This window comes from Nocardia sp. BMG51109 (genome assembly GCF_000526215.1).
GTDB lineage: Bacteria > Actinomycetota > Actinomycetes > Mycobacteriales > Mycobacteriaceae > Nocardia.
In genome coordinates, this window is sequence record NZ_JAFQ01000004.1 from 2,671,175 (window position 1) to 2,694,830 (window position 23,656).

Annotated in this window: 23 protein-coding genes and 2 pseudogenes; 10 read left to right on the top strand and 15 right to left on the bottom strand. The window is 69.3% G+C overall.

The window, feature by feature from the left end:
- Positions 1-44 precede the first annotated feature (44 nt).
- Positions 45-1,094 (top strand): glycoside hydrolase family 76 protein, encoded by a 1,050-nt coding sequence (locus D892_RS0113530; protein WP_369801824.1) that lies wholly within the window; start codon positions 45-47, stop codon positions 1,092-1,094.
- Here D892_RS0113530 and D892_RS41120 read toward each other — a convergent pair.
- Positions 997-1,782, bottom strand: coding sequence for a DedA family protein (locus tag D892_RS41120; protein WP_024801748.1), 786 nt, complete (start codon positions 1,780-1,782; stop codon positions 997-999). The two genes, D892_RS0113530 and D892_RS41120, sit on opposite strands and share 98 nt — an antisense overlap.
- Before the next feature lie 3 nt (positions 1,783-1,785).
- On the bottom strand, positions 1,786-2,469 hold the full coding sequence (locus D892_RS41125) for a VTT domain-containing protein (RefSeq protein WP_084161541.1): 684 nt from the start codon (positions 2,467-2,469) through the stop codon (positions 1,786-1,788).
- 297 nt (positions 2,470-2,766) lie between these two features.
- Here D892_RS41125 and fbaA point away from each other — a divergent pair, with 297 nt between their 5' ends.
- Both fbaA and D892_RS0113550 read left to right on the top strand, forming a co-directional pair.
- Complete coding sequence (gene fbaA / locus D892_RS0113545; RefSeq protein WP_024801750.1) at positions 2,767-3,804, top strand: class II fructose-bisphosphate aldolase; 1,038 nt, start codon at positions 2,767-2,769, stop codon at positions 3,802-3,804.
- An 86-nt stretch (positions 3,805-3,890) separates the two neighbouring features.
- Positions 3,891-5,012, top strand: a complete 1,122-nt coding sequence (locus D892_RS0113550) for a BTAD domain-containing putative transcriptional regulator (RefSeq protein WP_024801751.1) — start codon at positions 3,891-3,893, stop codon at positions 5,010-5,012.
- A gap of 323 nt (positions 5,013-5,335) precedes the next feature.
- Here D892_RS0113550 and D892_RS47730 read toward each other — a convergent pair whose 3' ends face one another.
- Positions 5,336-5,632 carry an excalibur calcium-binding domain-containing protein gene (locus D892_RS47730; RefSeq protein WP_024801752.1) on the bottom strand — a complete coding sequence of 99 codons (297 nt, stop codon included), beginning with the start codon at positions 5,630-5,632 and terminating at the stop codon, positions 5,336-5,338.
- Between D892_RS47730 and D892_RS45115 the strand changes: the two are divergent.
- Positions 5,612-5,722: pseudogene (locus D892_RS45115) on the top strand (DUF4185 domain-containing protein); the annotation flags it as partial. The gene D892_RS47730 and the pseudogene D892_RS45115 overlap by 21 nt on opposite strands.
- On the opposite strand, the gene D892_RS0113560 reads toward D892_RS45115, so the two are convergent.
- Entirely contained in the window at positions 5,719-6,759 is a 1,041-nt protein-coding gene (locus tag D892_RS0113560; protein WP_024801753.1) for a fused (3R)-hydroxyacyl-ACP dehydratase subunits HadA/HadB, read from the bottom strand. The pseudogene D892_RS45115 and the gene D892_RS0113560 sit on opposite strands and share 4 nt — an antisense overlap.
- A gap of 237 nt (positions 6,760-6,996) precedes the next feature.
- Complete coding sequence (locus tag D892_RS41130) at positions 6,997-8,226, bottom strand: hypothetical protein (RefSeq protein ID WP_024801754.1); 1,230 nt, start codon at positions 8,224-8,226, stop codon at positions 6,997-6,999.
- A 1,118-nt stretch (positions 8,227-9,344) separates the two neighbouring features.
- Between D892_RS41130 and D892_RS0113570 the strand changes: the two genes are divergently transcribed.
- Positions 9,345-9,806: a DUF3151 domain-containing protein gene (locus tag D892_RS0113570; protein ID WP_024801755.1), complete on the top strand. Its 462-nt coding sequence runs from the start codon at positions 9,345-9,347 to the stop codon at positions 9,804-9,806.
- Positions 9,807-9,825: 19 nt separating this feature from the next.
- Entirely contained in the window at positions 9,826-10,977 is a 1,152-nt protein-coding gene (locus D892_RS0113575; RefSeq protein ID WP_024801756.1) for an aromatic acid exporter family protein, read from the top strand.
- A 378-nt stretch (positions 10,978-11,355) separates the two neighbouring features.
- Here the strand turns inward: D892_RS0113575 and D892_RS0113580 are convergent, their stop codons facing one another.
- Both D892_RS0113580 and D892_RS0113585 read right to left on the bottom strand, forming a co-directional pair.
- Complete coding sequence (locus D892_RS0113580; RefSeq protein ID WP_024801757.1) at positions 11,356-12,141, bottom strand: site-2 protease family protein; 786 nt, start codon at positions 12,139-12,141, stop codon at positions 11,356-11,358.
- Complete coding sequence (locus D892_RS0113585) at positions 12,138-12,797, bottom strand: hypothetical protein (RefSeq protein WP_024801758.1); 660 nt, start codon at positions 12,795-12,797, stop codon at positions 12,138-12,140. The genes D892_RS0113580 and D892_RS0113585 overlap by 4 nt, the downstream gene beginning before the upstream one ends.
- A 297-nt stretch (positions 12,798-13,094) precedes the next feature.
- Here D892_RS0113585 and D892_RS0113590 point away from each other — a divergent pair, with 297 nt between their 5' ends.
- Positions 13,095-14,384, top strand: a complete 1,290-nt coding sequence (locus D892_RS0113590; protein WP_024801759.1) for an adenylosuccinate synthase — start codon at positions 13,095-13,097, stop codon at positions 14,382-14,384.
- A gap of 120 nt (positions 14,385-14,504) precedes the next feature.
- On the opposite strand, the gene D892_RS0113595 is transcribed toward D892_RS0113590, so the two are convergent.
- Complete coding sequence (locus D892_RS0113595) at positions 14,505-15,995, bottom strand: PLP-dependent aminotransferase family protein (RefSeq protein WP_024801760.1); 1,491 nt, start codon at positions 15,993-15,995, stop codon at positions 14,505-14,507.
- Positions 15,996-16,057: 62 nt separating this feature from the next.
- Between D892_RS0113595 and D892_RS46650 the strand changes: the two genes are divergently transcribed.
- The 3 genes from D892_RS46650 to D892_RS0113605 are packed head-to-tail and all read left to right on the top strand — an operon-like array spanning position 16,058 to position 17,102.
- Entirely contained in the window at positions 16,058-16,234 is a 177-nt protein-coding gene (locus D892_RS46650) for a hypothetical protein (protein WP_156959503.1), read from the top strand.
- The gene (locus D892_RS0113600) at positions 16,231-16,503 is read left to right on the top strand and encodes a hypothetical protein (RefSeq protein ID WP_024801761.1); all 273 of its coding nucleotides are present in this window, start codon (positions 16,231-16,233) and stop codon (positions 16,501-16,503) included. Before D892_RS46650 ends, D892_RS0113600 begins: the two co-directional genes overlap by 4 nt.
- Positions 16,504-16,556: 53 nt before the next feature.
- On the top strand, positions 16,557-17,102 hold the full coding sequence (locus tag D892_RS0113605) for a methylated-DNA--[protein]-cysteine S-methyltransferase (RefSeq protein WP_024801762.1): 546 nt from the start codon (positions 16,557-16,559) through the stop codon (positions 17,100-17,102).
- Positions 17,103-17,457: 355 nt separating this feature from the next.
- On the opposite strand, the gene D892_RS0113610 is transcribed toward D892_RS0113605, so the two are convergent.
- From D892_RS0113610 to D892_RS43660, 7 genes and pseudogenes are all read right to left on the bottom strand, one after another.
- Positions 17,458-17,940, bottom strand: coding sequence for a hypothetical protein (locus tag D892_RS0113610; RefSeq protein ID WP_156959504.1), 483 nt, complete (start codon positions 17,938-17,940; stop codon positions 17,458-17,460).
- A gap of 44 nt (positions 17,941-17,984) precedes the next feature.
- Entirely contained in the window at positions 17,985-18,107 is a 123-nt protein-coding gene (locus D892_RS49165; RefSeq protein ID WP_255360221.1) for a hypothetical protein, read from the bottom strand.
- A 60-nt stretch (positions 18,108-18,167) separates the two neighbouring features.
- Positions 18,168-20,672 carry an arylsulfatase gene (locus tag D892_RS0113620; protein ID WP_024801764.1) on the bottom strand — a complete coding sequence of 835 codons (2,505 nt, stop codon included), beginning with the start codon at positions 20,670-20,672 and terminating at the stop codon, positions 18,168-18,170.
- An 86-nt stretch (positions 20,673-20,758) separates the two neighbouring features.
- Positions 20,759-21,578: pseudogene (locus tag D892_RS41135) on the bottom strand (SUMF1/EgtB/PvdO family nonheme iron enzyme); the annotation flags it as partial.
- A 213-nt stretch (positions 21,579-21,791) separates the two neighbouring features.
- Positions 21,792-22,214: a VOC family protein gene (locus tag D892_RS0113630; protein WP_024801765.1), complete on the bottom strand. Its 423-nt coding sequence runs from the start codon at positions 22,212-22,214 to the stop codon at positions 21,792-21,794.
- A gap of 210 nt (positions 22,215-22,424) precedes the next feature.
- On the bottom strand, positions 22,425-22,694 hold the full coding sequence (locus D892_RS0113635; protein ID WP_024801766.1) for an MmcQ/YjbR family DNA-binding protein: 270 nt from the start codon (positions 22,692-22,694) through the stop codon (positions 22,425-22,427).
- Positions 22,695-22,752: 58 nt separating this feature from the next.
- The gene (locus tag D892_RS43660; protein WP_024801767.1) at positions 22,753-23,184 is read right to left on the bottom strand and encodes a hypothetical protein; all 432 of its coding nucleotides are present in this window, start codon (positions 23,182-23,184) and stop codon (positions 22,753-22,755) included.
- Positions 23,185-23,656: the final 472 nt, after the last annotated feature.

The following is a 23,656-nucleotide window of genomic DNA, read 5'->3' on the forward strand; positions in this document are numbered from 1 at the left end:
GCGCCGACAAGGCCGAATCCGCGATCCTGTCGCGCCATCTCCGCATGCTGTGGGTCGTCCCGGGGGCGGAACTCGGGGTCGTCGGCTGGCCGCCGACGCGCGGGGAACGGGTCTTCCTCACCTGGCACTACTGGTGGCAGGCGCATCTGATCGACGCCGCGGTCGACGCCGCCAACCGCGAGTCGACGGCCGCCCGCACCCGCCGCATCGGCACCGTGGCCCGGGCCCACCGAATTCGCAATGTCACCGGCTGGACCAACAACTACTACGACGACATGGCCTGGCTGGCAATCGCTTTGGAGCGCGCCGAGCGCACCCGGGGCATCACCGAGGTTCGCGGCGGGCTGACCGCGTTGCGCACCGATCTATCGTCGGGATTCCAGCCGGAGATCGGCGCCGTGCCGTGGCGCAAGGGGTCGGATTTCTTCAACGCGCCCGCCAACGGTCCGGCCGCGATCGCGCTGGCCCGCTTCGGCGACTACGAGAAGGCCGGGCGCATCGCCGATTTCCTGGACGAACGGCTGCGCGACCCCGACACCGGGCTGATCTTCGACGGTATCCACCTGCCGTCCGGGAAGCTCGAGCGCCCGGTGTACAGCTACTGCCAGGGCGTGGTGCTCGGGCTGGAGACCGAATTGGCCGTGCACACCGGCGAATTCGAGCACATCGAACGGGTGCAGCGGCTGGTGAACGCGGTCGAGAAGCATCTCACCGCGGGCCGGGTCGTCACCGGGGGAGCCGGCGGCGACGGCGGCCTGTTCAACGGCATCCTGGTGCGGTATCTGGCGCACGTCGCGTTGATGCTGCCCGGCGACGAGGCCGACCAGCGCGCGGCGCGGCGCACGGCGGCGGCGATCGTCACCGCGTCGGCCGCCGCGGCCTGGGAGCATCGGCTGGCGGTCGAGGGCGATCCGCTGTTCGGCTACGACTGGACCAAGCCCGCGCAGCTGCCGACCGGCACGGCGGGCGCGTCCTATTTCACCGCGGGCGGCTCGGTCACCTCGTCCAAGATTCCGGAACGCGACCTGTCGGTGCAGCTGTCTGGCTGGTTGTTGATGGAGTCTGCGTATCTTGTGACGGCAGCGGGGCTCTGACAGCGTCGGAGCCCTCACCCACGGCATCGAGGTCGAAATCCTCGGTCGGGCGTGCCATCTCCGCCCGGTACTGCCGGATGCCCAGCGCGGTGCCCACGATCAGGCCCGCGACCATCGTCCCGGTCACCAGCTTCGGCAGCCACGACACCTGTTCCAGGAAACCGCCGGAGTAGTAGCCGATCAGCAGCAGCACCGGCGCCCAGATCACGGCGCCGATCGAACTGGCCAGCGTGTAGCGGCGGTGATCCATTCCCGCGGCGCCGGCGACCAGCGGGCACAGCGTGCGCACCCAGGGAATCCAGCGCGCCACCAGCACGGCCACGAAGCCGTGCCGGTGCAGCAGCTCGGTCACCCGGGACAGATTGCGGGCGTTGATATAACGGCCGTCCTTGCGGGCGACCAGATGATGACCGGTGCGATTGCCGATGACATAGCCCACCTGATTGCCGGCGATCGCGGCGACCATGGTGCCGACCGCCAGCCCCCATATCTGGACGTGGCCGGTGGCGTGCGAGGCCAGCACGATGCCCGCGGTGAGCAGCAGCGAATCGCCCGGCAGGAACAGCCCGATGATGAGGGCGCACTCGAGGAACACGAAAACGAGAACGATGGTCCAGACGAGCGTCGGCCCGGCGGACTGCAGCGGATCGAGTCCGCCCAGTGCGAGGGGTAGCGGCGTTGTCTGCAAGGGTCAGCGCGTCGGTTCGTTCGTCGGTACGGGAACGTCGCCTCGGGCGGAGGCGGTGGAGCCCTCGGCGGGGGCGGTGGAGCCCTGGGCGGGCTCGCGGTCGAGCAGCTTCTTACCCACCGAGATGATGCCCGGCAGGATCGAGACGAACACGATGACGAGGAAGATCGCCTCGACGTGATCGCGGATGAAGGCGACATTGCCCAGGAAATAACCGAGCACGGTGACGCCGCCGCCCCATGCGATGCCGCCGATGATGTCGAAGGTCAGGAACGTGCGGTAGTCCATCTTCGACACGCCCGCGAGCACGGGCATGAAGGTGCGCACGATCGGCACGAACCGGCCCAGGATGATGGTCTTCGGGCCGTGCTTCTCGAAGAACTCGTGCGTCTCGGTGACGTAGCGCTGCTTGAAGAAGCGGCCGTCTTCCTTGTGGAACAGGGCCGGTCCGATGGCGCGGCCGATCCAGTACCCGCTCTGGTCGCCGGCGATGGCGATCAGAGCGGTGGCCGGCACCAGCACCCAGATGCCCACCGGCGGATTCGGCTGGGCGGCGAGCAGGCCGCCGGTGAACAGCAGCGAATCGCCGGGCAGGATCGGGAACAGCAGGCCCGTCTCGATGAAGACTATGACCAGGATGGCCGGTAGCACCGCATTCTTCAGCCACGTCTCCGTGAGCAGGTGCATCGGGTCGAGCAGCTCCTTGATACCGGAGATTCCGGAGCTGCTCGCGACTGCGTCAGATATGGCCAGCAAGGTCACGGCCCCTACAGTACCGGGACGATCGCCATCGCACCCAACGTCACGGCAACCTCTCAGACTCTTCCCGGCTCCCGCACGGAAGGTTGCTGGTCGTCGGCTCGCCGGCCACCGAGCCCGCCGGGCGGCCGCGGACCCCGAGCCCGCCTTCCCCCCGGGCGGCACCGGAACTTAGGGTATTGACCAGACACTGTTGTTCGCAGCACACATACGGAGGTCCCTGCAGTGCCCATCGCGACTCCGGAGGTCTACGCCGAGATGCTCGGTCGGGCCAAAGAGAACTCCTTCGCCTTCCCCGCGATCAACTGCACGTCGTCGGAGACGATCAACGCGGCGATCCGCGGCTTCGCCGAGGCGGGCAGTGACGGCATCATCCAATTCTCCACCGGTGGCGCGGAGTTCGGCTCCGGCCAAGGGGTGAAGGACATGGTCACCGGCTCCGTCGCCCTGGCGGAATTCGCGCACGTGGTGGCCGCCGAGTACGACGTGACCATCGCGCTGCACACCGACCACTGCCCCAAGGACAAGCTGGACGGCTTCGTCCGCCCGCTGATCGCGATCTCGCAGGAGCGGGTCGCCAAGGGGCAGAACCCGCTGTTCCAGTCGCACATGTGGGACGGCTCGGCCGTTCCGATCGGCGAGAACCTGGATATCGCGAAGGAACTGCTGAAGCAGACCGCGGCCGCGAACATCATCCTCGAGGTCGAGATCGGCGTCGTCGGCGGTGAAGAGGACGGCGTCGAGAACGCCATCAACGAGAAGCTCTACACCTCGTCCGAGGACTTCGAGCGGACCATCGAGGCCCTGGGCGGCGGCGAGAACGGCAAGTACCTGCTGGCCGCGACCTTCGGCAACGTGCACGGCGTGTACAAGCCGGGCAATGTGAAGCTGCGCCCGGACGTGCTGGCCGAGGGACAGCGCGTGGCCGCCGCCAAGCTGGGCCTGCCCGACGGCTCGAAGCCGTTCGACTTCGTCTTCCACGGCGGATCGGGCTCGCTGAAGTCCGAGATCGACGACTCGCTGAAGTACGGCGTGGTGAAGATGAACGTCGACACCGACACCCAGTACGCGTTCACCCGCCCGATCGCCGCGCACATGTTCGCCAACTACGACGGCGTGCTCAAGATCGACGGCGAGGTCGGCAACAAGAAGGTCTACGACCCGCGCAGCTACCTGAAGAAGGCCGAGACCTCGATGGCCGAGCGCGTGGTCGAGGCCTGCAACGACCTGAAGTCGGCGGGCAAGTCCGTCAGCGCGAAGTAGCGCGTCGGCGCCCGACTCACGCGGGTGCGCGCGAGCATCGAGCCCTGTCTCGACTCGCGGGCGCCCTGCGTGTTAGGTAGACACTCATGAGCTTGGACGTGCGGGTGCTGGGGCCGGTGCAGCTGCTGGTCGACGGTGCGCCCGTGCCCGTCGGCGGACCGAAACCGCGGGCACTGCTGGCCGCGCTCACCGTGAACCGGCGGCGCGCGGTGTCCTCGCAGGCGCTGGCCGACATGGTGTGGAACGAGCAGCCCCCCGACTCGTATCAGGCCAGCCTGCAGGTGTTCGTCTCGAATATCCGCAAGGCCCTGCGGAATTCGGGGGTGGACCCGACGCGCGTGCTGCGCACCGAGTCGTCGGGGTATCGGCTCGAGGTGGCCGACGGCGACTGCGATCTGGGCCGGTTCGAGCTGGCCCGCCGCGCAGGCGCCGAGGCTGCCGACTCCGGGAACGACGAGACCGCCGCGCGGCGGTTCGCGACCGCCCTCGCGGAGTGGAGCGGCAAGGCGCTCGACGATCTGTCGGGGCTGTCGTTCGCCGACAGCTTCGCCACCGCCATGGATGAGGAGCGGCTGCTGGTCGCGTCGGCCCGCATCGACGCCGAGATCTCGTGCGGCCGAGCCTCTTCCGTGGTCGGCGAGCTGGTCTCGATGACGAACGAGCATCCGCTGCGGGAACCGCTGTGGGCGCAATTGATCACCGCGCTGTATCTGTCAGGGCGGCAGGCCGACGCCCTGGACGCCTGCCGGCGGGTGCGCACCGTGCTCGCCGAGGAACTCGGCATCGATCCCGGACCGGCGCTCGTCGAGCTGGAGCAGCGGGTGCTGCGGCAGGAGCCGCTGAACACCCTGGGCATCCAGGACGCCGAGCGGATGGCCAAGGCGATGACCGAGACGGTCACCGAGGCACCGCGCAGCGCCCGCAACGGCCGACTGCGACTACCGGACGGCCGCACGGTGCCGATAGCGACGTCGGGCCTGAAGGTCGGCCGGATGACCGACAACGATCTGGTGCTCGACGATCCCAAGGTGAGCCGCTATCACGCGCATATCCAGCCGAGCCGGGCCGGACTGCTGATCAAGGATCTGCACTCGGCCAACGGGATCTACATCAACGAGCGGGTGATCGAGAGCGGCGCGATGCTCTCCGACGGCGACGTGATCCGGATCGGCGCCACCGTGCTGGTCTTCCAGGCCGAGTCGGACTGAGCGCGTCGGCGTCGAGATCGCCTGCGGCCGAGGCTCGTCCGCGCTCGTTGCTACGGGAGTAGCGGTCGCTGCTACGGGAGTAGCGGGTCGCTGTCGCGGGAGTGATGATGGGTTCGTTGTCGCGGGAGTGGCGATGGGTTCGTTGTCGCGGGAGTGGCGATGGGTTCGTTGTCGCGGGAGTGGCGATGGGTTCGTTGTCGCGGGAGTGGCGATGGGTTCGTTGTCGCGGGCGTGACGACGGGCCGCCGCTGCGGGAGTGGCGGGTCGCTGTCTCGGGGAGCGGCATTCGCCGTCGCCGGACTCACGGTGCGGGGAACGTGCGTTCAGCAGGCCACGCCGTCGTCGTCGGGATCGAGCTGGGGCCGGTAGCCGGGCCGGCTTCGATAGAGCGGTCCGTGGTGTTCCGCCCAGACCTCGCCGCAGGTGGCGTAATACGGATAGCCGGACAGTTCGTCGGCCGGTGGATCGAGGACCGTCTCGCGCGGGCTGTTCGACCAGCCGGAGCCTCCGGCGCTGGGCGCGGCGCCGCTGGCGCTCGGGGGCGGCGCGGACCCGTCGCGGGGTGCGGCCCGAGCGGATGCCGCGCCGAGGGCGAGTAGCTGTACGGCGGCTTCCTGCACCCGTGGTCGAGCGGTTCGGATCTGTACTTCACGATCAGCACCTGGAACGACTACAACGTCTACCTGATGCGCGCCGAGCTGGGCGGTTAGCTCAATCGCACCTGGGCCATCGCGCGGCCGAACAGCTTCTTCCCGCCCGAGGTGGCGTTCAGCAGGATCGTGGCCGTCCGCCGCTCCGGATCCAGCGCCTTGATCCGGCCGGTGAATTCGATGTGCGCCGGAGACCGGGCGTCGACCGGGACGAAGCCGGCCAGCCGCACGCTGTAGCTCTCGATCGCGGTCGGATCGCCGAGCCAGGCGGTCAGGTACTGCGCGCCCAGGCCCATCGTCAGCAGGCCGTGCGCGACCACCGTCGGCAGGCCGGCCAGTTCGGCGGCCCGGTCGCTGAAGTGGATCGGGTTCGGGTCGCCGGACACTCCGGCGTAGTTCACCAGGTCGCCGCGGGTGAGCCGCATGGTGCTGTCGGGCAGCCGGTATCCGGCGGTCAGGTCCTCGAACGTCGGTTCCGTGTGCACCGGTGTGCCGCTGCGTGATTCGGCGAGGTCGGGAATTCGGGCGATCTCCTCGGGCCCGACCGCGGTGAGCACGTTCGGCTCGTCCGCGATGGAGTGGCGCGGCATGACGATCCCCTCGACCAGCCGCGCGATCTCGGGATCGGCCGCGCCCAGCCGGGCCACGAGGCTGGTGTCGCCGGACAGCACGACCGTATCCGATTCATCGAGGAAGATGGCTTTGACGGTGATGAAGTCGTTGCCGCGCACCCGCCGGACGGACTCGATCACCGCCTGGCTGCGCAGCCGGTCCCCGGCCATGATCGGGCGGTGGATGTCGAAGACCTGATCGGTCTGCAGGATCTGGGACAGATCGTATCGGGACAGGGCCGTATCGAGCAGGATCCGGGTGATGTTCAGGCCGATCACCGATCCGAAGGTGGGCGGCGCCACCACGCGGTCCCAGCCGAGTTCGGCGGCGTCGTCGTCGTATCGGTGCGCCCGATGGCTGTTCTGCACCGCGCGGGCGAACTCGCCGATCTTCTCCCGGCCGACCTCGTAGTGATCGCGGAACCGGAAGTGCCGCTGATCGGCCGTGGCCGCGGATGATGGTGCCTCGGGTGCCAGCTGCGGCATATCCCCTGCTCCTGCCCGAAAGTCTTACTGCGTAAACCTGACGTGGCCGACCCCCCGTGACCAGCCGACCGAGACGGGATCGGTTCGGAAACGGGGCCATGCTACCGGCGCGTCGGACCTGCTGACAGGTCCTGTGACGTTCATCGCGCGCCGGCTCCGAAATGCGACAGTACGTCACGGCCGCCGTCGTGTAGAGGCCGCTGGATAGGGGTCGGAACCGCAGTAGGGGACGGGGAATCAGCCGGCGGCGTTCGGCGGATCGCACACCTTCCAGCCGTCGGGCGTCTGCTGCAGATCGAAGGTGCGGGCGACCGGGTGGTCGGGATCGGCCTCGGTGTAGACGCTCGCCTGCGCGACCGCCTTCTCGCCGGTGATCTGCACCGAGTCGACGCTGTCGACCTTCGGCACCTTCCTCTGGTCCACCGACAGCTTGTGCACGCCGGCGAACTGGTCCGGGGCGATGTTCTGGTAGAAGTCGTGCAGCGGGCCGCAGGTGGCCGCGCGCAGCTCGGTCAGATCACCGCCGTCGAGCGCGTCGGCGTAGCCGGTGACAGCTGCCTTGACGCGGGCCTCGGGCGAGTTGTCCTCGCTGCTGCCCATCAGCGCCACCACGAGCGCGATTGCCGCGATCACGATCACCAGCGCCGCACCGGCCAGGATCAGCGGGCGCCGGTTGCGCCCGCCCGAGGCGGTCGGAGCGCCGGGCGGGGGTCCGGCCGAAGGCCCTGCCGGCGGGACCTGCTGGGGCGGTGCGACCGGGCGCGGCTGCGGCGGCTGCTGCTGCCGGGGCGGCTGCGGCGACAGTGACTGTGTCGGCAGCGTGGGCTGGATGTCGGCCGGTGACGGGGCGCTCGCGGCCTGGCGCGGTGGGGCCGGCGGTCGCGCGATACCGGCGGACTGATCGGCCGGAGGCGCGGGTGGCGGCGGGCCCGCGGGACCGTGCGGGCCGGAATTCTTCGGACCCGGAGCCGGGCGCGGCGTGGCGGGCGGGCGGGTGACCGGAGGCGGGCCGGCGGGCGGAGGCGACACTCGATCGGTATGCGGACGATTCCCCTGGGGAGCGCCGCCGGTGCGGAATTTCTCGGTGGCCTGATCGCCCGGCTTCTGCACGGGCAATATCGTGGTCGCGGCGTCGGAGGGATTCGATACCGCCGGAATGGCAGCGGTTTTCGCGTCGTCCGCGCTGCCGGAGCCCTTGCCGGGTTCGGTGCCGCCGGACTTCTCGTCGGCGCGCGTCGGCCCGCCGGACCTGGCAATGGCCTCGGTTTCGGCGTCGGCCCCGTCCGGGCGCTGCGCCGCGGCGCCGGTCGGAGGCTGCCCGGTTGCGCGCGGACCGGGGACGGAGAGGCCGGCAGCGCCCGAACTCTGCTTCGCCGTGGCCGAACCACCCTGTGCCGCAGGCGGTTCGGCGGCTCCGGACGGCTTCTCTCGCGTCGTCTCGGTCGCGCCGCCCCGCTGCTCGGGCACCGGTTCGGTCTCGGACGAACCCGACTGCTCGTCGCTCGATTCTCGTTGGCCCCCAAGGTTTCCGGAACCCGGCGCCCCGCCCGAACCTGGCTGCGCGGCACCCGATTCCCGTCGGGTTGCGGGACCGGACGGCCTGCCGGAACCCGGCTGTGCGCCGCCTTGTTCCCGTTGAGCCCCGGGGGCACCGGGACCGGACGGCCTGTCCGAACCCGGCTGTGCGGCACCCGGTTCCCGTTGGCCCGAGGGTGTACCGGAACTGGACGGCCCGGCCGGACTCGTCTGCGCGGCACCCGATTCCCGTTGAGTGCCGGGACCGGACGGCCTGCCGGAACTCGGCTGCGCGTCGCCCGGTTCCCGTCGGTCCGAGGGTGTACCGGAACTGGACGGCCCGGCCGAACTCGGCTGCGCGTCGCCTTGTTCCCGGTAGGGCCCGGGGGTGCCGGGACCGGACGGCCTGCTGGAACCCGGCTGTGCGCCGCCTGGCTGGTCTGCGGGCTTGCCGGGACCGGACGACCCGGCCGAACTCGCGGCGGCGCCCGTTCCTCCTTGCGCCGCACCGGATCCGGGACGGCCCGGTGCCGAACCCGGCGGCTCGTTGCCCGGCCGTTGCGTCGTGGGCACCGGCCGTGTCGGAATCGCGGTCGTATCCGCCTCGCCCGAGGGGGTCTGCTTCGAGGCTCCCGGCGATGTGGGGGCCGGTGGGGTGGTGCTCTGGCTACCGGGGCCCGCGGCACCCCGTCCGGCCTGCGGCACCGGCCTGGTCGGGGCCGACTCCGCGCCGGCGTCGCTCGACCCCTGGTCGGATTGTGCCCCGCTGCCGGAGGCGCCCGGCTTGTTCGCACCCGGCGGCGTCGGAGACGGTCCGGGCGTGTCGCGGCGGAATATGCGCTGTGTCTTCCCGGCGTCGGGTCCGTTCGCCCGCTCCGGGGGCTCGGCGCCCGGGGACCCCGGCTGTGCCTGCCGCTCGGGCTTCTGGTCGTCGTTCGGGTCGGACACGCGCTATACCCCTTGGTCAACGTCAACAATGAATTCGAGGGCCAGCCTAACGAGCATTTCGGGCGGAAGTGCACATTGCGGTGCTACCGACCCGAACGAAACGGCGTGTAGATAATGTCCTCATGACCTCCTTCGGCGATCTGCTCGGACCCCAGCCGGTTTTGCTCCCCGAACTCCCCGATGTGGAGGATGCGCTGGCGGATAACCAGGACCCGGTCCAGGTGGCCGCCGCGCACCCGACCGCGTCGCTCGCCTGGGCCCAGCTGGCCGAGGACGCACTGGACCGCGCCACCGCCGCGGGCACCGATCTGGACGGCGCGAGCCCGATCGGCCACGACGTGATCGCCGCCTACGCCTTCGCCCGCACCGGCTACCACCGCGGCCTGGACCTGTTGCGCCGCAACGGCTGGAAGGGCTTCGGCCCGGTGCCGTGGAGCCACGAGCCCAACCGCGGCTTCCTGCGTGCCGTCGGCGCGCTGGCCCGGGCGGCCCGCGCCATCGGCGAGTCGGACGAGTACGCCCGCTGCCTGGACCTGCTCGAGGACTGCGATCCGCGGGCCGCGGCCGAACTGGGCCTGGACTGAGCGAGACCCGTTCGACGTTGTGACTCCCGCGACATCGCTCCGGATCGAGGCTGTCCGCGACAGCGGGCGGGACCGCCTGCGCACCGCGTCCCGGCGCCTGCGCCGCTCCGCGCTGCCGATCGTGCAGTGCGCCGTCGGCGCCGCGCTGGCCTGGTTCCTGGCGCACCGTGTGGTCGGCCACCCGCAGCCGTTCTTCGCGCCGATGGCCGCCGTCATCTCGATGGGCGTGTCGTTCGGGGCGCGGCTGCGGCGGTCGGTGGAGCTGGTGGCCGGCGTCGCGGTCGGCATCGGCATCGGCGACTTCTTCATCGCCCGGGTCGGCGCGGGCACCTGGCAGATCGCCCTGGTGGTCGCGATCGCGATGGCGATCGCGATCTTCCTCGACGGCGGTGCGATCATCCCGATGCAGGCGGCCAGTTCCGCGGTGCTGGTGGCGACGCTGATGCCGCCGCACACCGGCGGCGGCGCCAACCGCATGATCGACGCCCTGATCGGCGGGCTGGTCGGCATCCTGGTCGTGGCCGTCATCCCGCTGCATCCGGTGCGGCGCGCCCGCCAGCAGGCCGCCGACATCCTGTCGGTGGTCGGCACGTCGCTCGTCGACTGTGCCGAGGGGCTGCACGAGCAGGACCCCGAAAAGATCCGGGCGGCACTGGAATCGGCCCGCGGCACGCAGCCGCAGATCGACGGGCTGCGCAGCGCGCTGGAGGGCGGCCGCGAGGTCAGCCGCATCTCGCCGCTGTACTGGAATTCGCGGAAGCGGCTGGAGGCCGTCCGCGCCGCCGCCGATCCGCTCGACAACGTCGTGCGCAACACCCGCGTGCTGCTGCGCCGCGCGCTGACGCTGGTGCGCGACGACGAGATTCTCGACCCGCGGCTGGTCGACGAGGTGGAGGAACTCGGCAAGGCGGTGGACGTGGTGCGCCGCTACATGCTCGCCGACCCGGGCGAGCAGCCCGACGCCGCGGAGTCGACGCGGGTGGTGCGCCGGGTCGCCAAGGGCGCCACCAAGGATCTGGTGGACGGGGCCGGGCTGTCGGCGCACGTGGTGTTCGCCCAGTTGCGTTCCATCGTGGTCGATCTCATGCAGGTGTGCGGGGTGCAGCGGCTGTCGGCGATCGCGTTGCTGCCGACGACCGTGCGGAACCCCTATGTGCCGCCGGAGGACTGAAACGCCGGCGGGTGGGTTTGCCACCGGATCGCCCACTCGCGCAGGCGATTCGGACTACGCAGCCGTGCACGTGCAGCACGGCCGAACTGCGGGGCACCCGGTCCGCGCTGTGCGACGGGGCCATTGATCTTCGGGTAGTGCACTACTCGTGTCGGCGGTCCCGCCGGCTCGTAGCTTTATCGGTGACCGCGTCGACGAGGGGTGGCGCGGTCGGAACTTCGCGAAGGCGGCGGAGATTCCGGCCATATGGTGTGGTGGCCGGTCCGCCCTCGAGCGAAGCGGGCCGCTCGGTTCTCGAGGTCGTATCGAGCGGCCCGACCGGGAGGGGAATATTGGGGGGAAAGGGTGGTGGCGGTCGGCGCGGCGCACCGGGTGCTGTTACGTCCAGAACCAGGTGAGGCTGCTGCCGTACCGCCACCACTGCCAGGGGACCCCGGACAGGTCGAAGAGGGTGTCGACGAGCTGGTAGAACGCGTCCCGCACCGGGGGGATGCCGATCAGCAGGGCGAACAGCAGCAGGAAGCCCCACGGCTTCACCTGGTCGAGCGAGCGCCGCGTCTGATAGCTCAGCGACGGTTCCAACAGGCCGTAGCCGTCCGTTCCGGGCACCGGGATCAGGTTCAGCACGGTCGCGATGATCTGCAGATAGGCCAGGAAGCTCAGGCCGAACCAGAACGCCGGATGCGAGTCCGACGACCCGAACAGTCGCACCACCACCAGCAGCACCACCGCGAACACGGCGTTCACCGCCGGGCCCGCTCCGCTGATCATTCGCTGGGTGCGCGAGGAGAAACTGCCCGATTGCAGGTAGACCGCGCCGCCCGGCAGCGCGATCCCGCCCATCGCGATGAAGACGATCGGCAGCACGATCGACAGCACCGGATGGCTGTACTTCAGCGGATTCAGCGTCAGATATCCGCGCAGCTCCACCTCGCGGTCGCCGGCCCGCCACGCGGTGAAGGCGTGCCCGAACTCGTGCAGGCACAGGCTCACGATCCAGCCGAACACCACCAGGACGAATACGCCCGCCTTGGCCCGGGTCGACGACACGTCGGCGTCCCAGGCGAGCGCGCCACCGAGCACGGTGACCGCGACGATCAGCAAGAAGACCGGGCTCGGGCGCACCGCCCCCGACATGCGCCTGGCGCTGAACGGCGTGCTCATCGGACCAGCAGCCAAGGCTCGTTGTGGCGGTAGAAACTCGACCGCGGCACCGTCCGGCCGCTGTTGATGCCGTCCCGGGTCACCACCGCGCCCGGCGAACCCAGCTGGACGGCTCGCCCGGCCGCCCAGCGGCGCTTGCGCAGCCCGCGCACGGCGGTGGCGCGCAGCCCCGGCATGTCCAGCGTCGGCGAGACGTGCAGGGCGCCGACCTTTCCGGTGAACAACCGGAAATCGTCGATATAGGCCTCACCCTCCAGCTTGCCGCCGTGCGGGCCGTGCACGGTGGCCCGGCCGACCAGCACCTGTCCGGTGTCGTCGCGGATCAGCGGGGTCGGGGCCGGCTTGCCCTCCAGCGCGCGCTTGGCGGCCGCGGATCCGGTGCCGGTCTGATAGGCGCGCGAGCCGTAGGTGCGGTCCACCGGAACGTAGCCGATCTCCACGCCCAGCCGGTCGGTGCGCAGCAGATGCGTGAGCACCGCCGCCAGGCCGGCGTCCTCGCCGAGGACGATCAGCCGCGGCAGGCTGTCGGCGGCCAGGACCGGGAGCAGCTCATCGAGGTCGGAGGTTTCCGGAATGGCCGAGGTCTGCGTCGTCGGCAATGATGCGAGCGCGATCGGTACCGGAGCACCATTGCAGCGGAGAACGTGGGTACTCAACTGCGGTACACCCTCCTTGAACCCGGCAACTGCCCCGACAACTGCCCTGGCAACTGCTTGTCCTCGCTGCGCTCGGGCGGGCCCGGTTCGGCTCGCCTCCCGAGCCACCATAGCTGTGTTTATTCGGGCACGCTCCGCTCGGCCGGGGGGTGTGCGGCGCCGGTCACGGTGGCCGCGGTCGCTGCCCGAATGGGCCGCAACCGCCATCTATTAGACTGTGCTCCCGGCCACCGCCTCGGAAACGGCAGGTAGCTGCAGCGTCACGGATGCTGCGCGTCGAACCGTAGGAGACTCCACATGCCGGCAATCGTCCTGATCGGCGCCCAATGGGGCGACGAGGGTAAGGGCAAAGCTACCGACCTGCTCGGCGGTCGAGTCCAGTGGGTCGTGCGCTACCAGGGCGGCAACAACGCCGGCCACACGGTGGTGCTGCCGGGCGGCGAGAACTTCGCCCTGCACCTGATCCCGTCCGGCATCCTCAGCCCCGGCGTGACCAACATCATCGGCAACGGCGTGGTCGTGGATCCGGGTGTGCTGCTGGACGAGCTGGCGGGCCTGGAGGAACGCGGTGTCGACACCTCGCGCCTGCTGGTGTCGGCCGACGCGCACCTGATCATGCCGTACCACGTGGCCATCGATAAGGTCACCGAACGCTTCCTGGGCAATAAGAAGATAGGCACCACCGGACGCGGCATCGGCCCCTGCTATCAGGACAAGGTGGCCCGGGTGGGCGTGCGCATCGCCGACCTGCTGGACGAGAAGATCCTCACCCAGAAGGTCGAGGCGGCACTGGAATTCAAGAACCAGGTGCTGGTGAAGATCTACAACCGCCGCGCCCTGGACCCGCAGCAGGTGGTGGACGAGGTGCTCACCCAGGCGGAGAGGTTCCGGCACCGGATCAGCGATACCCGGCTGCTGATCAACCGGGCGCTGGAGAGCGGCGAGACGGTGCTGCTGGAGGGGTCGCAGGGCACGCTGCTCGATGTCGACCACGGCACCTATCCCTATGTGACGTCCTCGAATCCGACCGCAGGCGGCGCCGCGGTCGGGTCGGGTATCGGGCCCAACCGGATCGGCGCGGTGCTGGGCATCCTCAAGGCGTACACCACCCGCGTCGGGTCCGGCCCGTTCCCGACCGAGTTGTTCGACCAGTCCGGCGAGTACCTGGCCAAGACCGGCGGCGAGGTGGGCGTGACGACCGGCCGCTCGCGGCGCACCGGCTGGTTCGACGCCGTGATCGCCCGCTACGCCAGCCGCGTCAACGGGATCACCGACTACTTCCTCACCAAGCTGGACGTGCTGTCGAGCCTGGAGCGGGTGCCGATCTGCGTCGCCTACGAGATCGACGGCGAGCGGGTCGAGCAGATGCCGACCACGCAGACCGAGTTCCACCACGCCAGGCCGATCTACGAGGAGATGCCCGGCTGGTGGGAGGACATCTCCGGCGCCCGCACCTTCGAGGACCTGCCCGCCAACGCCCAGGCGTACGTGCTGCGCCTGGAGGAGCTGTCGGGTTCGCGGATCTCCTGCATCGGCGTCGGCCCCGGCCGCGACGAGACCATCGTCCGCCACGACGTCCTGGGCTGAGCGCCGAGCTGTATCAGCGCGGCGTCTCACTGCCGAACAACGCGCAGCGCGAAACCGTGCATCGCGCAGCGCGCACTGCCCACCGGCTTGCGAATTATGCGGTGCCGCAGGTGATTTCGGTCAGTAGCAGGTGAAGGGGGCCAGCGGCTCCGCGGCGTGGGGGGTGAGGGCGGTGTAGGCGGCGGCGATGGCCTTGACGGCCAGGCGGAGGTCGTTCTCGTCGTGGGTGAAGGGGATGCGCAGGAAGCGCTCGAAGGCGCCCTGGACGCCGAAACGTGGTCCGGCGGCGAGTAGTACGCCGTGGTTGGGGGCGGTGGCGGCGAGGGCGGTCGAGACCGGGGTGGGTAGCTGGACCCAGAGCGACATGCCGCCGGCGCCGGGGACGGCATGCCAGTCCGGCAGTTCCTCGGCCAGGGTGTCGAGCAGCGCGGCGCGGCGGCTGCGCAGCTGGTCGCGGCGGCGGGACAGGATGGTGTCGGCCTGGCCGAGCAGGTGCGCCGTCGCCAGCTGGTCCATCACGGGGGTGCCGAGGTCGACCGTCGAGCGGGTGCCGAGCAGCTTGGTGATCAGCGCCTGGTTGGCCCGCACCCAGCCCACGCGCAGGCCGCCCCAGAACGACTTCGAGGCCGAACCGATCGTCACGATCTCCGAACCGCGCGCGAAAGCCGCTGCCGGAAGCGGGGTCTCACCGTCGAGCTGCTGATCGGCCATGGATTCGTCGACGATCACCGTCATCCGGGTCTCGCGGGCGATGGCGGCCAGTTCGGCGCGGCCCTCGGCGCTCATCAGCAGGCCGGTCGGGTTGTTGAAGTCGGGCACCAGATAAGCGGTGCCGGCCGCGGTCTGCCGTGCGGCACTGCGGATTCCGTCGAGATCCCAGGCGGCGTCGGGGTGTTCCGGGCACAGCGGCACCGGCACCGGGCGGGCGCCGACGTCGCGGATCGCCTCGATCGCGTTCGGGTAGGTGGGGTGATCGATGAGCACCCGTTCGGCCGGCGCGGTGAGCACGTTCAGCAGCAGCCGCAGGCCGTGCTGGGCGCCGAGGGTGACCAGGATCTGGTCCGGGTCGGTGGGCAGGCCGCGCTCGGTGTAACGGCGGGCGATCGCCTCGCGCAGCGGCAGCACGCCGACCGGATCCATGCCGTGCGTGCCCAGGTAGATCGGAAGACCTTGCAGCGCGGCCGAATACGCGTCGTTCATCTCCGGTGGTGCGTACATCGCGGCGTAGGTCAGATCGATCGTCGGCAGCTCGCCCGGTGACATCGTCACGAGGATGCTGCGGGACGGCTTGCTGCCGTCGTGCTTCACGTCGTCCGGGAGCGCCACCGTGCTGCGCGAGCCCTGCCGGCTGATCAGGTAGCCGTTCTCGCGGAGCAGCGCGTACGCGGAGGTGACCGTGGTGCGGCTGACGCCGAGGGTGGTGGCCAGATCGCGCTCGCTGGGCAGTGCGACGCCCAGCGGTGCGCGGCCGTCGTGGATCAGCAGCCGGATGCTCTCGGCCAGCGCGAGATACGCCGGGCGCGACGTGCGTCGCTGCGCGCCCGCTTCGTCCTGCCGCCACCGGCCGAGATCGCGGGCCAGGGTGGCAGCGCCGATCACACGTATCGCCATGCAGGCCAGTATTGCGCTGCTGGATATGTATTTCAAGTCCAGTTAGGGCGCATGCTCAGGGCATGGCTGCACTTCTTGTGATCGGGATATTCGTCGTGGTGTCGGCCGCCGCCGTTCGTGACTACGCGCCTCGGCCCGGCGAACGCCGGGCTTTCCAGCGCGCCGCGTTGCGGGCCCGGCACTCGCTCACCGACTGGGACGCGTCATACGCCGACGGGCGGCGAGAGGGGCCGGCATGATCTCCTTCTGCGCGACGCTGGCGGTTGTCGTGCTGTTCGCGGTGGTCGTGTACCACTACGCGCCCAAGCGCGGCGAGCGCGCCGCGGAGCTGTTCGAGCGGTACCGCCCGCACGCGCCGATGGCCGACTGGTCGCTGTCGTACTATGACGACCAGCGCCAGTACTCGGAGCTGACCGCGATCCGGGCCCGCCGGGAGTCCGAGCCGGACGAGGGCGGGGAGGCCGGCCGGGCGGTGCGCGGCACCGATCGCGAAGAGGTCCAGTTCTGAACTACTGGCCTGGTCGAGTCGGAATTGTCGGTGTCAGGGTGCAGACTGGCCCCATGCCAGCATCGGGTCGCCTCGCCGGGGCGCTGTTCGATACCGCGATCGGCCCCTGTGCCGTCGCGTGGGCCGAGACCGGCGTCGTCCGGTTCCTTCTTCCCGAAGCCACCGCCGAGGCCACCAGGTCGCGGCTGCTGCGGGGCTCCGGAGTACGCGAAACCGAACCGCCCGAGCCGATCTCGGAGGCCATCGCGGGCGTCCGCGCCCACCTGTCGGGCACCCTGGACGATCTGCGGTGGATCCGGCTGGACCAGAGCGGGAGTCCGGAATTCCACCGCGCCGTCTACGAGGTCACCCGGGCCATCGATCCGGGCCACACGCTCAGCTACGGCCAGGTCGCCGACCGCATCGGAATGCCCGGCGCCGCACAGGCCGTCGGCCAGGCATTGGGCCGCAACCCGATCCCCCTGATCGTCCCGTGCCACCGGGTCCTGGCCGCCGACCACGGCCTGCACGGCTTCTCCGCCCCCGGCGGCCTCACCGCCAAGCAGCACCTGCTCGCGATCGAGCGCACATCGGGTTTCGGCGAGCCGACCCTGTTCTGAACGCCGCAGAGCCTCGCCATACCCTTGCCCCGTCCTCCCCGGCGCGACGCATCCCGTCATACCGGCACGCTCCGACCGGGATCTCGCTGCGGATTCCGGGCCACACCGACTTCGGGCCGAAGCCGGGAAGCCGGACCGGCGACAACACCGGCGTGCGGGATGACTGTCCGATCCTGTTTCACCGGGACCTGGCCTCGGAACTGGAGAGTCGCGGTCGGGGCAACCGGGTGCACTATATGGTCAGCACAACCGCTCGGTAAGCGGCAATACAGTGCGTTCGGTCGTGCCGAAGGCCGTCGCCGCGCGCAGGCTGAGCGCTGCGGTTCTTCGACGACCTCCGGCAGGCCGGCATTGATCAGTTGGCGAGCGGGGCGAACCGGTAGACGGTGGGTGCATCGGAGTCGACCGGTTCCGGCATCGCCGGCGTCGTGTATCGGTAATTGCCGGTGGTGTCGGTGCGGCAGGTCAGCGTGATAGTGAAGTCGGTCGGTTCCGGCGTGGTGTGTTCGGTGCTGTTGAATACCGCGACGCCGGGCGCGGGGTCCTCGCGGGCGTAGGTGGCTTCACGCCATCCGCTGACCCCGACGACCGAGTAGCGGTATGCGGCGGGACCAGTGAATCGGACCAGCGTCAGGTTGTCGCCGCGTACCCCGGCCGGAACAGCCGCGGCATTGCCCCACAGAACCAGCATCTGGCCGGTCGGGTCCGCGGGCACCATGCAGGTGGGCGTGGTTTCCGGTTCGGCGTGTGCGGCGCCTGCGGCCAGGGGCAGCGCGGCCAGCATGGTCACAGTCGATACGGTCACAGTCGATGCGAGGGTGTGTGCGAGGGCCTTCATTGCAGCTCCTTCGTCGTGAGGGCGGCGCGAGGGCCGCCGGGTCGTTACACAAGGCCGAACACGCTGAGGATGTAGACGATGTTGGCGGCGATGCTGGTGACCTCGTCGGCCAGAACCAATGCCGCAGAACCTAACTCGACCAGCCCCGCGGATAGCGATGCTGACATGGTTGTCTCCTCCTGGTCGTTGGACGCCGATGACCGTTGACAGATGCCGGGGTGGTCGGTCTAGTTCTTGCTGAGTGCGGCGGCGTCCTTCTGCAGGTCGGCGAAGGATTCCTTACCGGTGTCGATGGTGACGCTCTGGATGGTTCCGCCGGCGAAGGTGCCGGGTGTGCGGTATTGCGAGGACACCGCATCGCCGCTGTCGTAGCCGACACACAAGCCGTCACCGGCGAGGGTGAACTTGCCGGTCTGCGCACGCATGGGGCCTTGGCCGACCGGGTTTCCGTCCAGATACAGCGTGGTGGTGCCTACGGATTCGCCGTTGTCCCCGCTCTTCTCGCGGGTGAACTCTATGCCCAGGGTGTGTTTACCCGGCGTCACCGGTGTCGAAGAGACGAAGTCTTGTTCCGGTGCGATGCCCAGGAAGTTGTAGACATAGTGCAGCTTCTCGTCCTTGACGAACAGCGCGTGACCGCCGAAGCGGGAACCGTGGGCGAAGACGACACCTTGGGCGTCGGGCCGGATGTCGACATTGGCCAGAATCTTGTAGGACTTGCCGCGGATATTGACCGCGACGCCTTCGGGGACCGGGGAGGTGCCGGGGTAGTAGACGTAGCGGTCACGCGGCGGCTCGGACTGCGGGCGTTCGTTGCCGAGTTGCTCGACCGCCGTGCGGTCGTCGAGGGGAAGCACGTAGTTGTTCTCGGCTTCCTCGTTCCACGCGGCGATCAGCTCTTCGAGCTTGTCGGGATTCTCATCGGCGAGATTCTCGGACTCCGAACGGTCCTCGTCGACGTGGTAGAGCTCCCACGTGTCGTCATCGAAATGCCCCTTGTCGGACAGGGCGGCATGCACCGACGAGGCTTTCCAGCCGTCGACCCAGATGCCGCGGGTGCCCAGCATCGCGTAGTACTGGCGTTGCTTCCTGGTGGCGGCGTCGGCGTCATCGAAGCTGTAGCGCATCGAAACGCCATTGAGTGGATACTGTTTCACCCCGCGGAACTCTTCGGGCATTTTCAGGCCGATGACGTCATAGATGGTCGGCACGATGTCGGTGCAGTGATGGTATTGGTGGCGCAGTTCGCCCTTGGCCTTGATTCCCTTGGGCCAGTGGATGACCAGTGGGTCGCAGGTGCCGCCGGAGAACTGGGCGTAGCGCTTGAACATCTGGAACGGAGTGGAGAACGCCGCGGCCCAGCCGGTCGGGTAGTGGTTGTAGGTGTCGGGAGTGCCGAGGGTGTCGATGTATTTCATGTTCTCGGCGAGGTCGTCGGGGTAGCCGTTGAAGAATTTGTTCTCGTTGACCGAACCATTCGGCGACCCCTCGCCGGAAGCACCGTTGTCGGCGGCATACATCACCACGGTGTTGTCCAGCTGCCCGGTCTCTTCCAAGAAGTCGATGATTCGCCCCACCTGGGCATCGGTGTATTCGGAGAACCCGGCGAACACCTCGGCCATCCGAGCGAAGAGCCGCTTCTCGTCGGCGTTGAGCGAATCCCACGGGCGCACCGCATCAGCTTCCACCGCAACATCTTTCGGCAGCGGATCGAGTGGGGTCAGGGCGGTGCCCTTGGGCATGATGCCCTTATCGATCATCCGCTCGAGCACCCATTCGCGGTAGGCGTCATAGCCGTCGTCGAACTGGCCCTTGTACTTGTCGGCGTACTCGGCCGGACTGTGGTGCGGGGCATGGTTGGCGCCCGGGCAGAACCACATGTACCAGGGCTTGGACGGATTGGACGAGCGCTGATCGCGAATCATCTTGATGGCGTTGTCGGCCAGATCCTTCGACAGGTGGTAACCCTGTTCGGGACCGGCCGGCTGGTCGATGAACCGGTTGTCTTCGACCAGATCGGGGTACCAGTTGTTGGTTTCCCCGCCGAGGAACCCGTAGAAGCGGTCGAAGCCCTTGGCCAGCGGCCATTCCGATTTCGCGCCACCACTGGAGACGTCTTCTTCGGGGACGTTGTGGTTCTTGCCGACCCAGAACGTGCTGTAGCCGTTGTCCTGCAGGATCTGCCCCACTGTCGCGCACTGGGCGGGCAGGCGACCCGCCGCGCCCGGGAAACCGTTGGTGCCCTCGGTAATGGCAGCGAAACGGTTCACGTGATGATTACGGCCGGTCAACATGGTGGACCGGGTCGGCGAGCACAGCGCGGTGGTGTGCCACTGGGTATAGGTCAGTCCGTTGTCGGCCAGGCGCTGCAACGTCGGCATGTTGACCCGCCCGCCGTAGGGGGACCAAGACGCCAAGCCGGTGTCGTCGAAGAGCACCACCAACACATTCGGCGCGCCATCGGGCGCCTTCTTCACCTCGAACGGCCGCCAGTCGGGCTTGGAATCGCGAATATCGAGTTCGATATCGCCGTCGAAGCCGTCGTTGATTCCAGTCCCGTAACCAGGCGGGCCGTTCTTGTCGTCGCTGCTGCAAGCGCCGAGCAGCGGCATCGCCGCGGCCCCCACGCCTGCCGCGGCGAAACCACCCAGGATCGAGCGCCTGGAAATGCGGGGCCGAGTGGCGGCCTCGGATTCGGACTCGTTAGGCGAATGATGCTCATCCGGCGTCATAGCGGAAGACTATGGCTTGGGGGTGGGCGTTTCACGACGCCACTCCGACGCCGAATCGCAGTCGCCGGTGCGAGCCGAAACGCTGTTCAGAGAACGTCTGCGCGCAGGATGCAGCGGAAGCCGAGGTGGCAGGTGGCGGTGTCTTCGGACTGGCTTCGGCGTGCGGCCGGGCGGTATCGCAGGCAGTAGTTCGGTGCGCACAGATACGAGCCGCCCTTGATCACCCGGTGCGGAAATCGTTCGCCGGGCTCCGGCGGAGCAGGCGCACTCGGTGCGCAGCACGAGCCCGCGACGACGCTGTGGCCGGGCACGTAGTAGTCGGTGGTCCATTCCCAGACGTTGCCCGTCATATCGAACAACCCGTACCCGTTGGGTGGATAGGTTCCGACCTTGGTGGTACAGGGCTGCGACGCTTGCCCTTTGCCGGGCACGAACTCCCAGGGGAAGCGGCCCATCCAGGTGTTGGCCATTCGCCGGCCGTGCGGCGCGAATTCCTCGCCCCACGAGTAGGCCGCCTCCTCCAGCCCGCCGCGGGCCGCGAATTCCCATTGCGCCTCACTGGGCAAGGTCTTGCCCGCCCACTCGGCATAAGCCGCCGCGTCGGCGTAGGCCACCTGGGTCACCGGGTGCCGATCACGCCCGTCCAGGTTCGTCCCCGGTTCGCCGGGGTGACGCCAGCTCGCTCCCGGAACATAAGCCCACCACCGCCGCCAATCATTCAACGGCACAGGCCCGTTCGTCGCCCGAAACACCAAGTCCGCCCGGAAGCAGATCTGCCGGGTCGGCTCCGGGGAAGTCCGCGGGGTCGAGTTCGCGTTCAGCGACCGTGACGTACCCCGTGTCCCGGACGAAGCGGCCGAACGCGGCAGTGGTGACCGGATGGGTGTCCATCCAGAACGGCTCGACGGCGCCGCCGAGGCTTCGCTTATCGGCTGGGCGTCCACGGCGGCCCCGAGCTCTTCAAGCTCCACCCTCGTCGGCGAGAAATCGCGCGAACTCTGTCCGGCCGGCCGGAGCAACAACACATAATCGGTATTTGAGGACGTCTTCCGGCACAGCGGGTCTGGTTCGGCAGAAGCGGACGTTCGCAGCGAGACGATGCTCTCGGTCCGGCCCGTGTCACTCGATCTGCTCGGCCAGCGCGACGAGGATGCCTGCGGGGCCGCGGAGGTAGCAGAGCCGGTAGCTGTTCTCGTACTGCACCAGCTCGCCGAGGAGTTCGGCTCCGTGTGGCCGCAAGCGGTCGAGGATGTCGTCGATGTCCTCGACGGCGAACATGATGCGGTGCATACCCAGCGTGTTCGCCGGAGCGCGCGGGTCACCGTCTCGGGTCGGCGGCGTCTGGTACTTGGTCAGCTCGAGCCGTCCGTGGCCGTCCGGGGTGCGCATCATCGCGATGTCCGATCGGACTCCCTCGAGGCCGACGAGGCGATCCACCGCGCTGCCCTCGACTGTCGCCTCACCTTCCAGTTCCAGTCCGAGTGCGGCGAAGTACGCCGTAGCAGCCGCGAGGTCGTCGACGACGATGGCGATGTTGTCCATCCGCTGGATGGTCCCGCGCCCGGGTCGGGGGCCTCGCTGGTCGGTGTCGTCCACAATGCTCTCCTTTTCGGGGCCGGTCGCCGGGTTCGGCGGTGTGTGCGTATTCAGGCGCGCTGACGTTTCTTCTGCTGCTGCACAAGTTTTCGATGGTGGTGGGCAGGGTTGGCTCGCGCGAGTGGGGTTGATAGTGAAAGTTATGGGGTCCGAGCCTCAGACAGGCCCGTGGGGATGAGCGAGATCGTAAGCGCGGGAGAGTTTCTCGGGGACGACCATGCGCCAAGCATCGACGACGAGTTCACGGGCCTCGGCCGGGTCCAGGGCCGCGAGGTCGGCGTGGATCCAGTGGAAGCGCATATCCGATGCCGACGGCATCTGAAACTTGTGCGGCTCGCTCGCGACGAGCGCCGCTCGCTCCTCCTTGGGAAACGCGAAGCCCATCACGGTCTCGTCGATCGGCGAAGCCGACACCCCGCCCGTCACGCCGTCCTGATTGGGCCCCGCGCGAGGGCGCTGGTCGGAGAACCCGGGGCCGGGGGCGCTATTTCTGCTCGGGTTGTGCCTGCGGGGCGCCCGGGACGAGGGCGTTCTGGAGGCCCTCGGCGGTGCGGTTCACGCCGTCTACGACCTCGTTGGGGACAGCGTCCGGGACGGGGGCGCGGAACTCGCCGATTCGCACGCTGCGCGGTTCGGGTGCCGGGGGTGCCTCGGGCTCCTCCGGCTTCGGGGCCGGGCGCGGTGCGGCCTGCGGCTTCGGCGCGGGAGCGCTGTTCTGCGGTGCGGCGGGGCGCAATTCGGCGGGCTGTTCCGTGTTCTGCTCGGCCTGTGGTGAAGTCACCCCCGGCTGCCCGGGGCCCGGGGCGGCCATCGCCACACCGGCGCCCGTTATCGCGATCGCTACCGGCAGCGCCACAAGTGCGGCGCGAATTCCGGTCTGCACGTTCCGCTTACGACGCACCACGTCGGACACCATCCTCGCTGTGATCTCCCGACCCCGGCGACCCTGTGCCGCCAGGCAAGATCGTAGCGGGCCGAGCGGCTTCCGCCCAGTGCCCCGTTGCGGCGGCCCGCCGGTCCGGCCGGGTGCGCCGCGGCCCGTGGTCTCGCGACGACACGCCCCCGTCGTGCCGGTGCGCCGGGCCGTGCCGTGTGCGAGTCGCCCGATCAGTCGGCGCCGGATACGTGCCGCGCGTACATGGCTGATCGGGCCCGTGCCGGATGCCTGGCCGGCAAGTGGCCGATCGGCCGGTGCTGGATGTCTGCCGGGTGTACGTGGCTGGTCGGCCGGTGCTGGATGTCTGCCGTGTACGTGGCTGGTCGGGCGGTGCTGGATGCCGGCCGCGTGTTGGTGGCTGATCGGGCGGTGTGGGTCGGTTGCCCGCCGTGCAAGTCGCACGGCGGGCGGTGCCGGGTGCCTGCCGTGCCGTCGGGACGTGGGTTGTGCC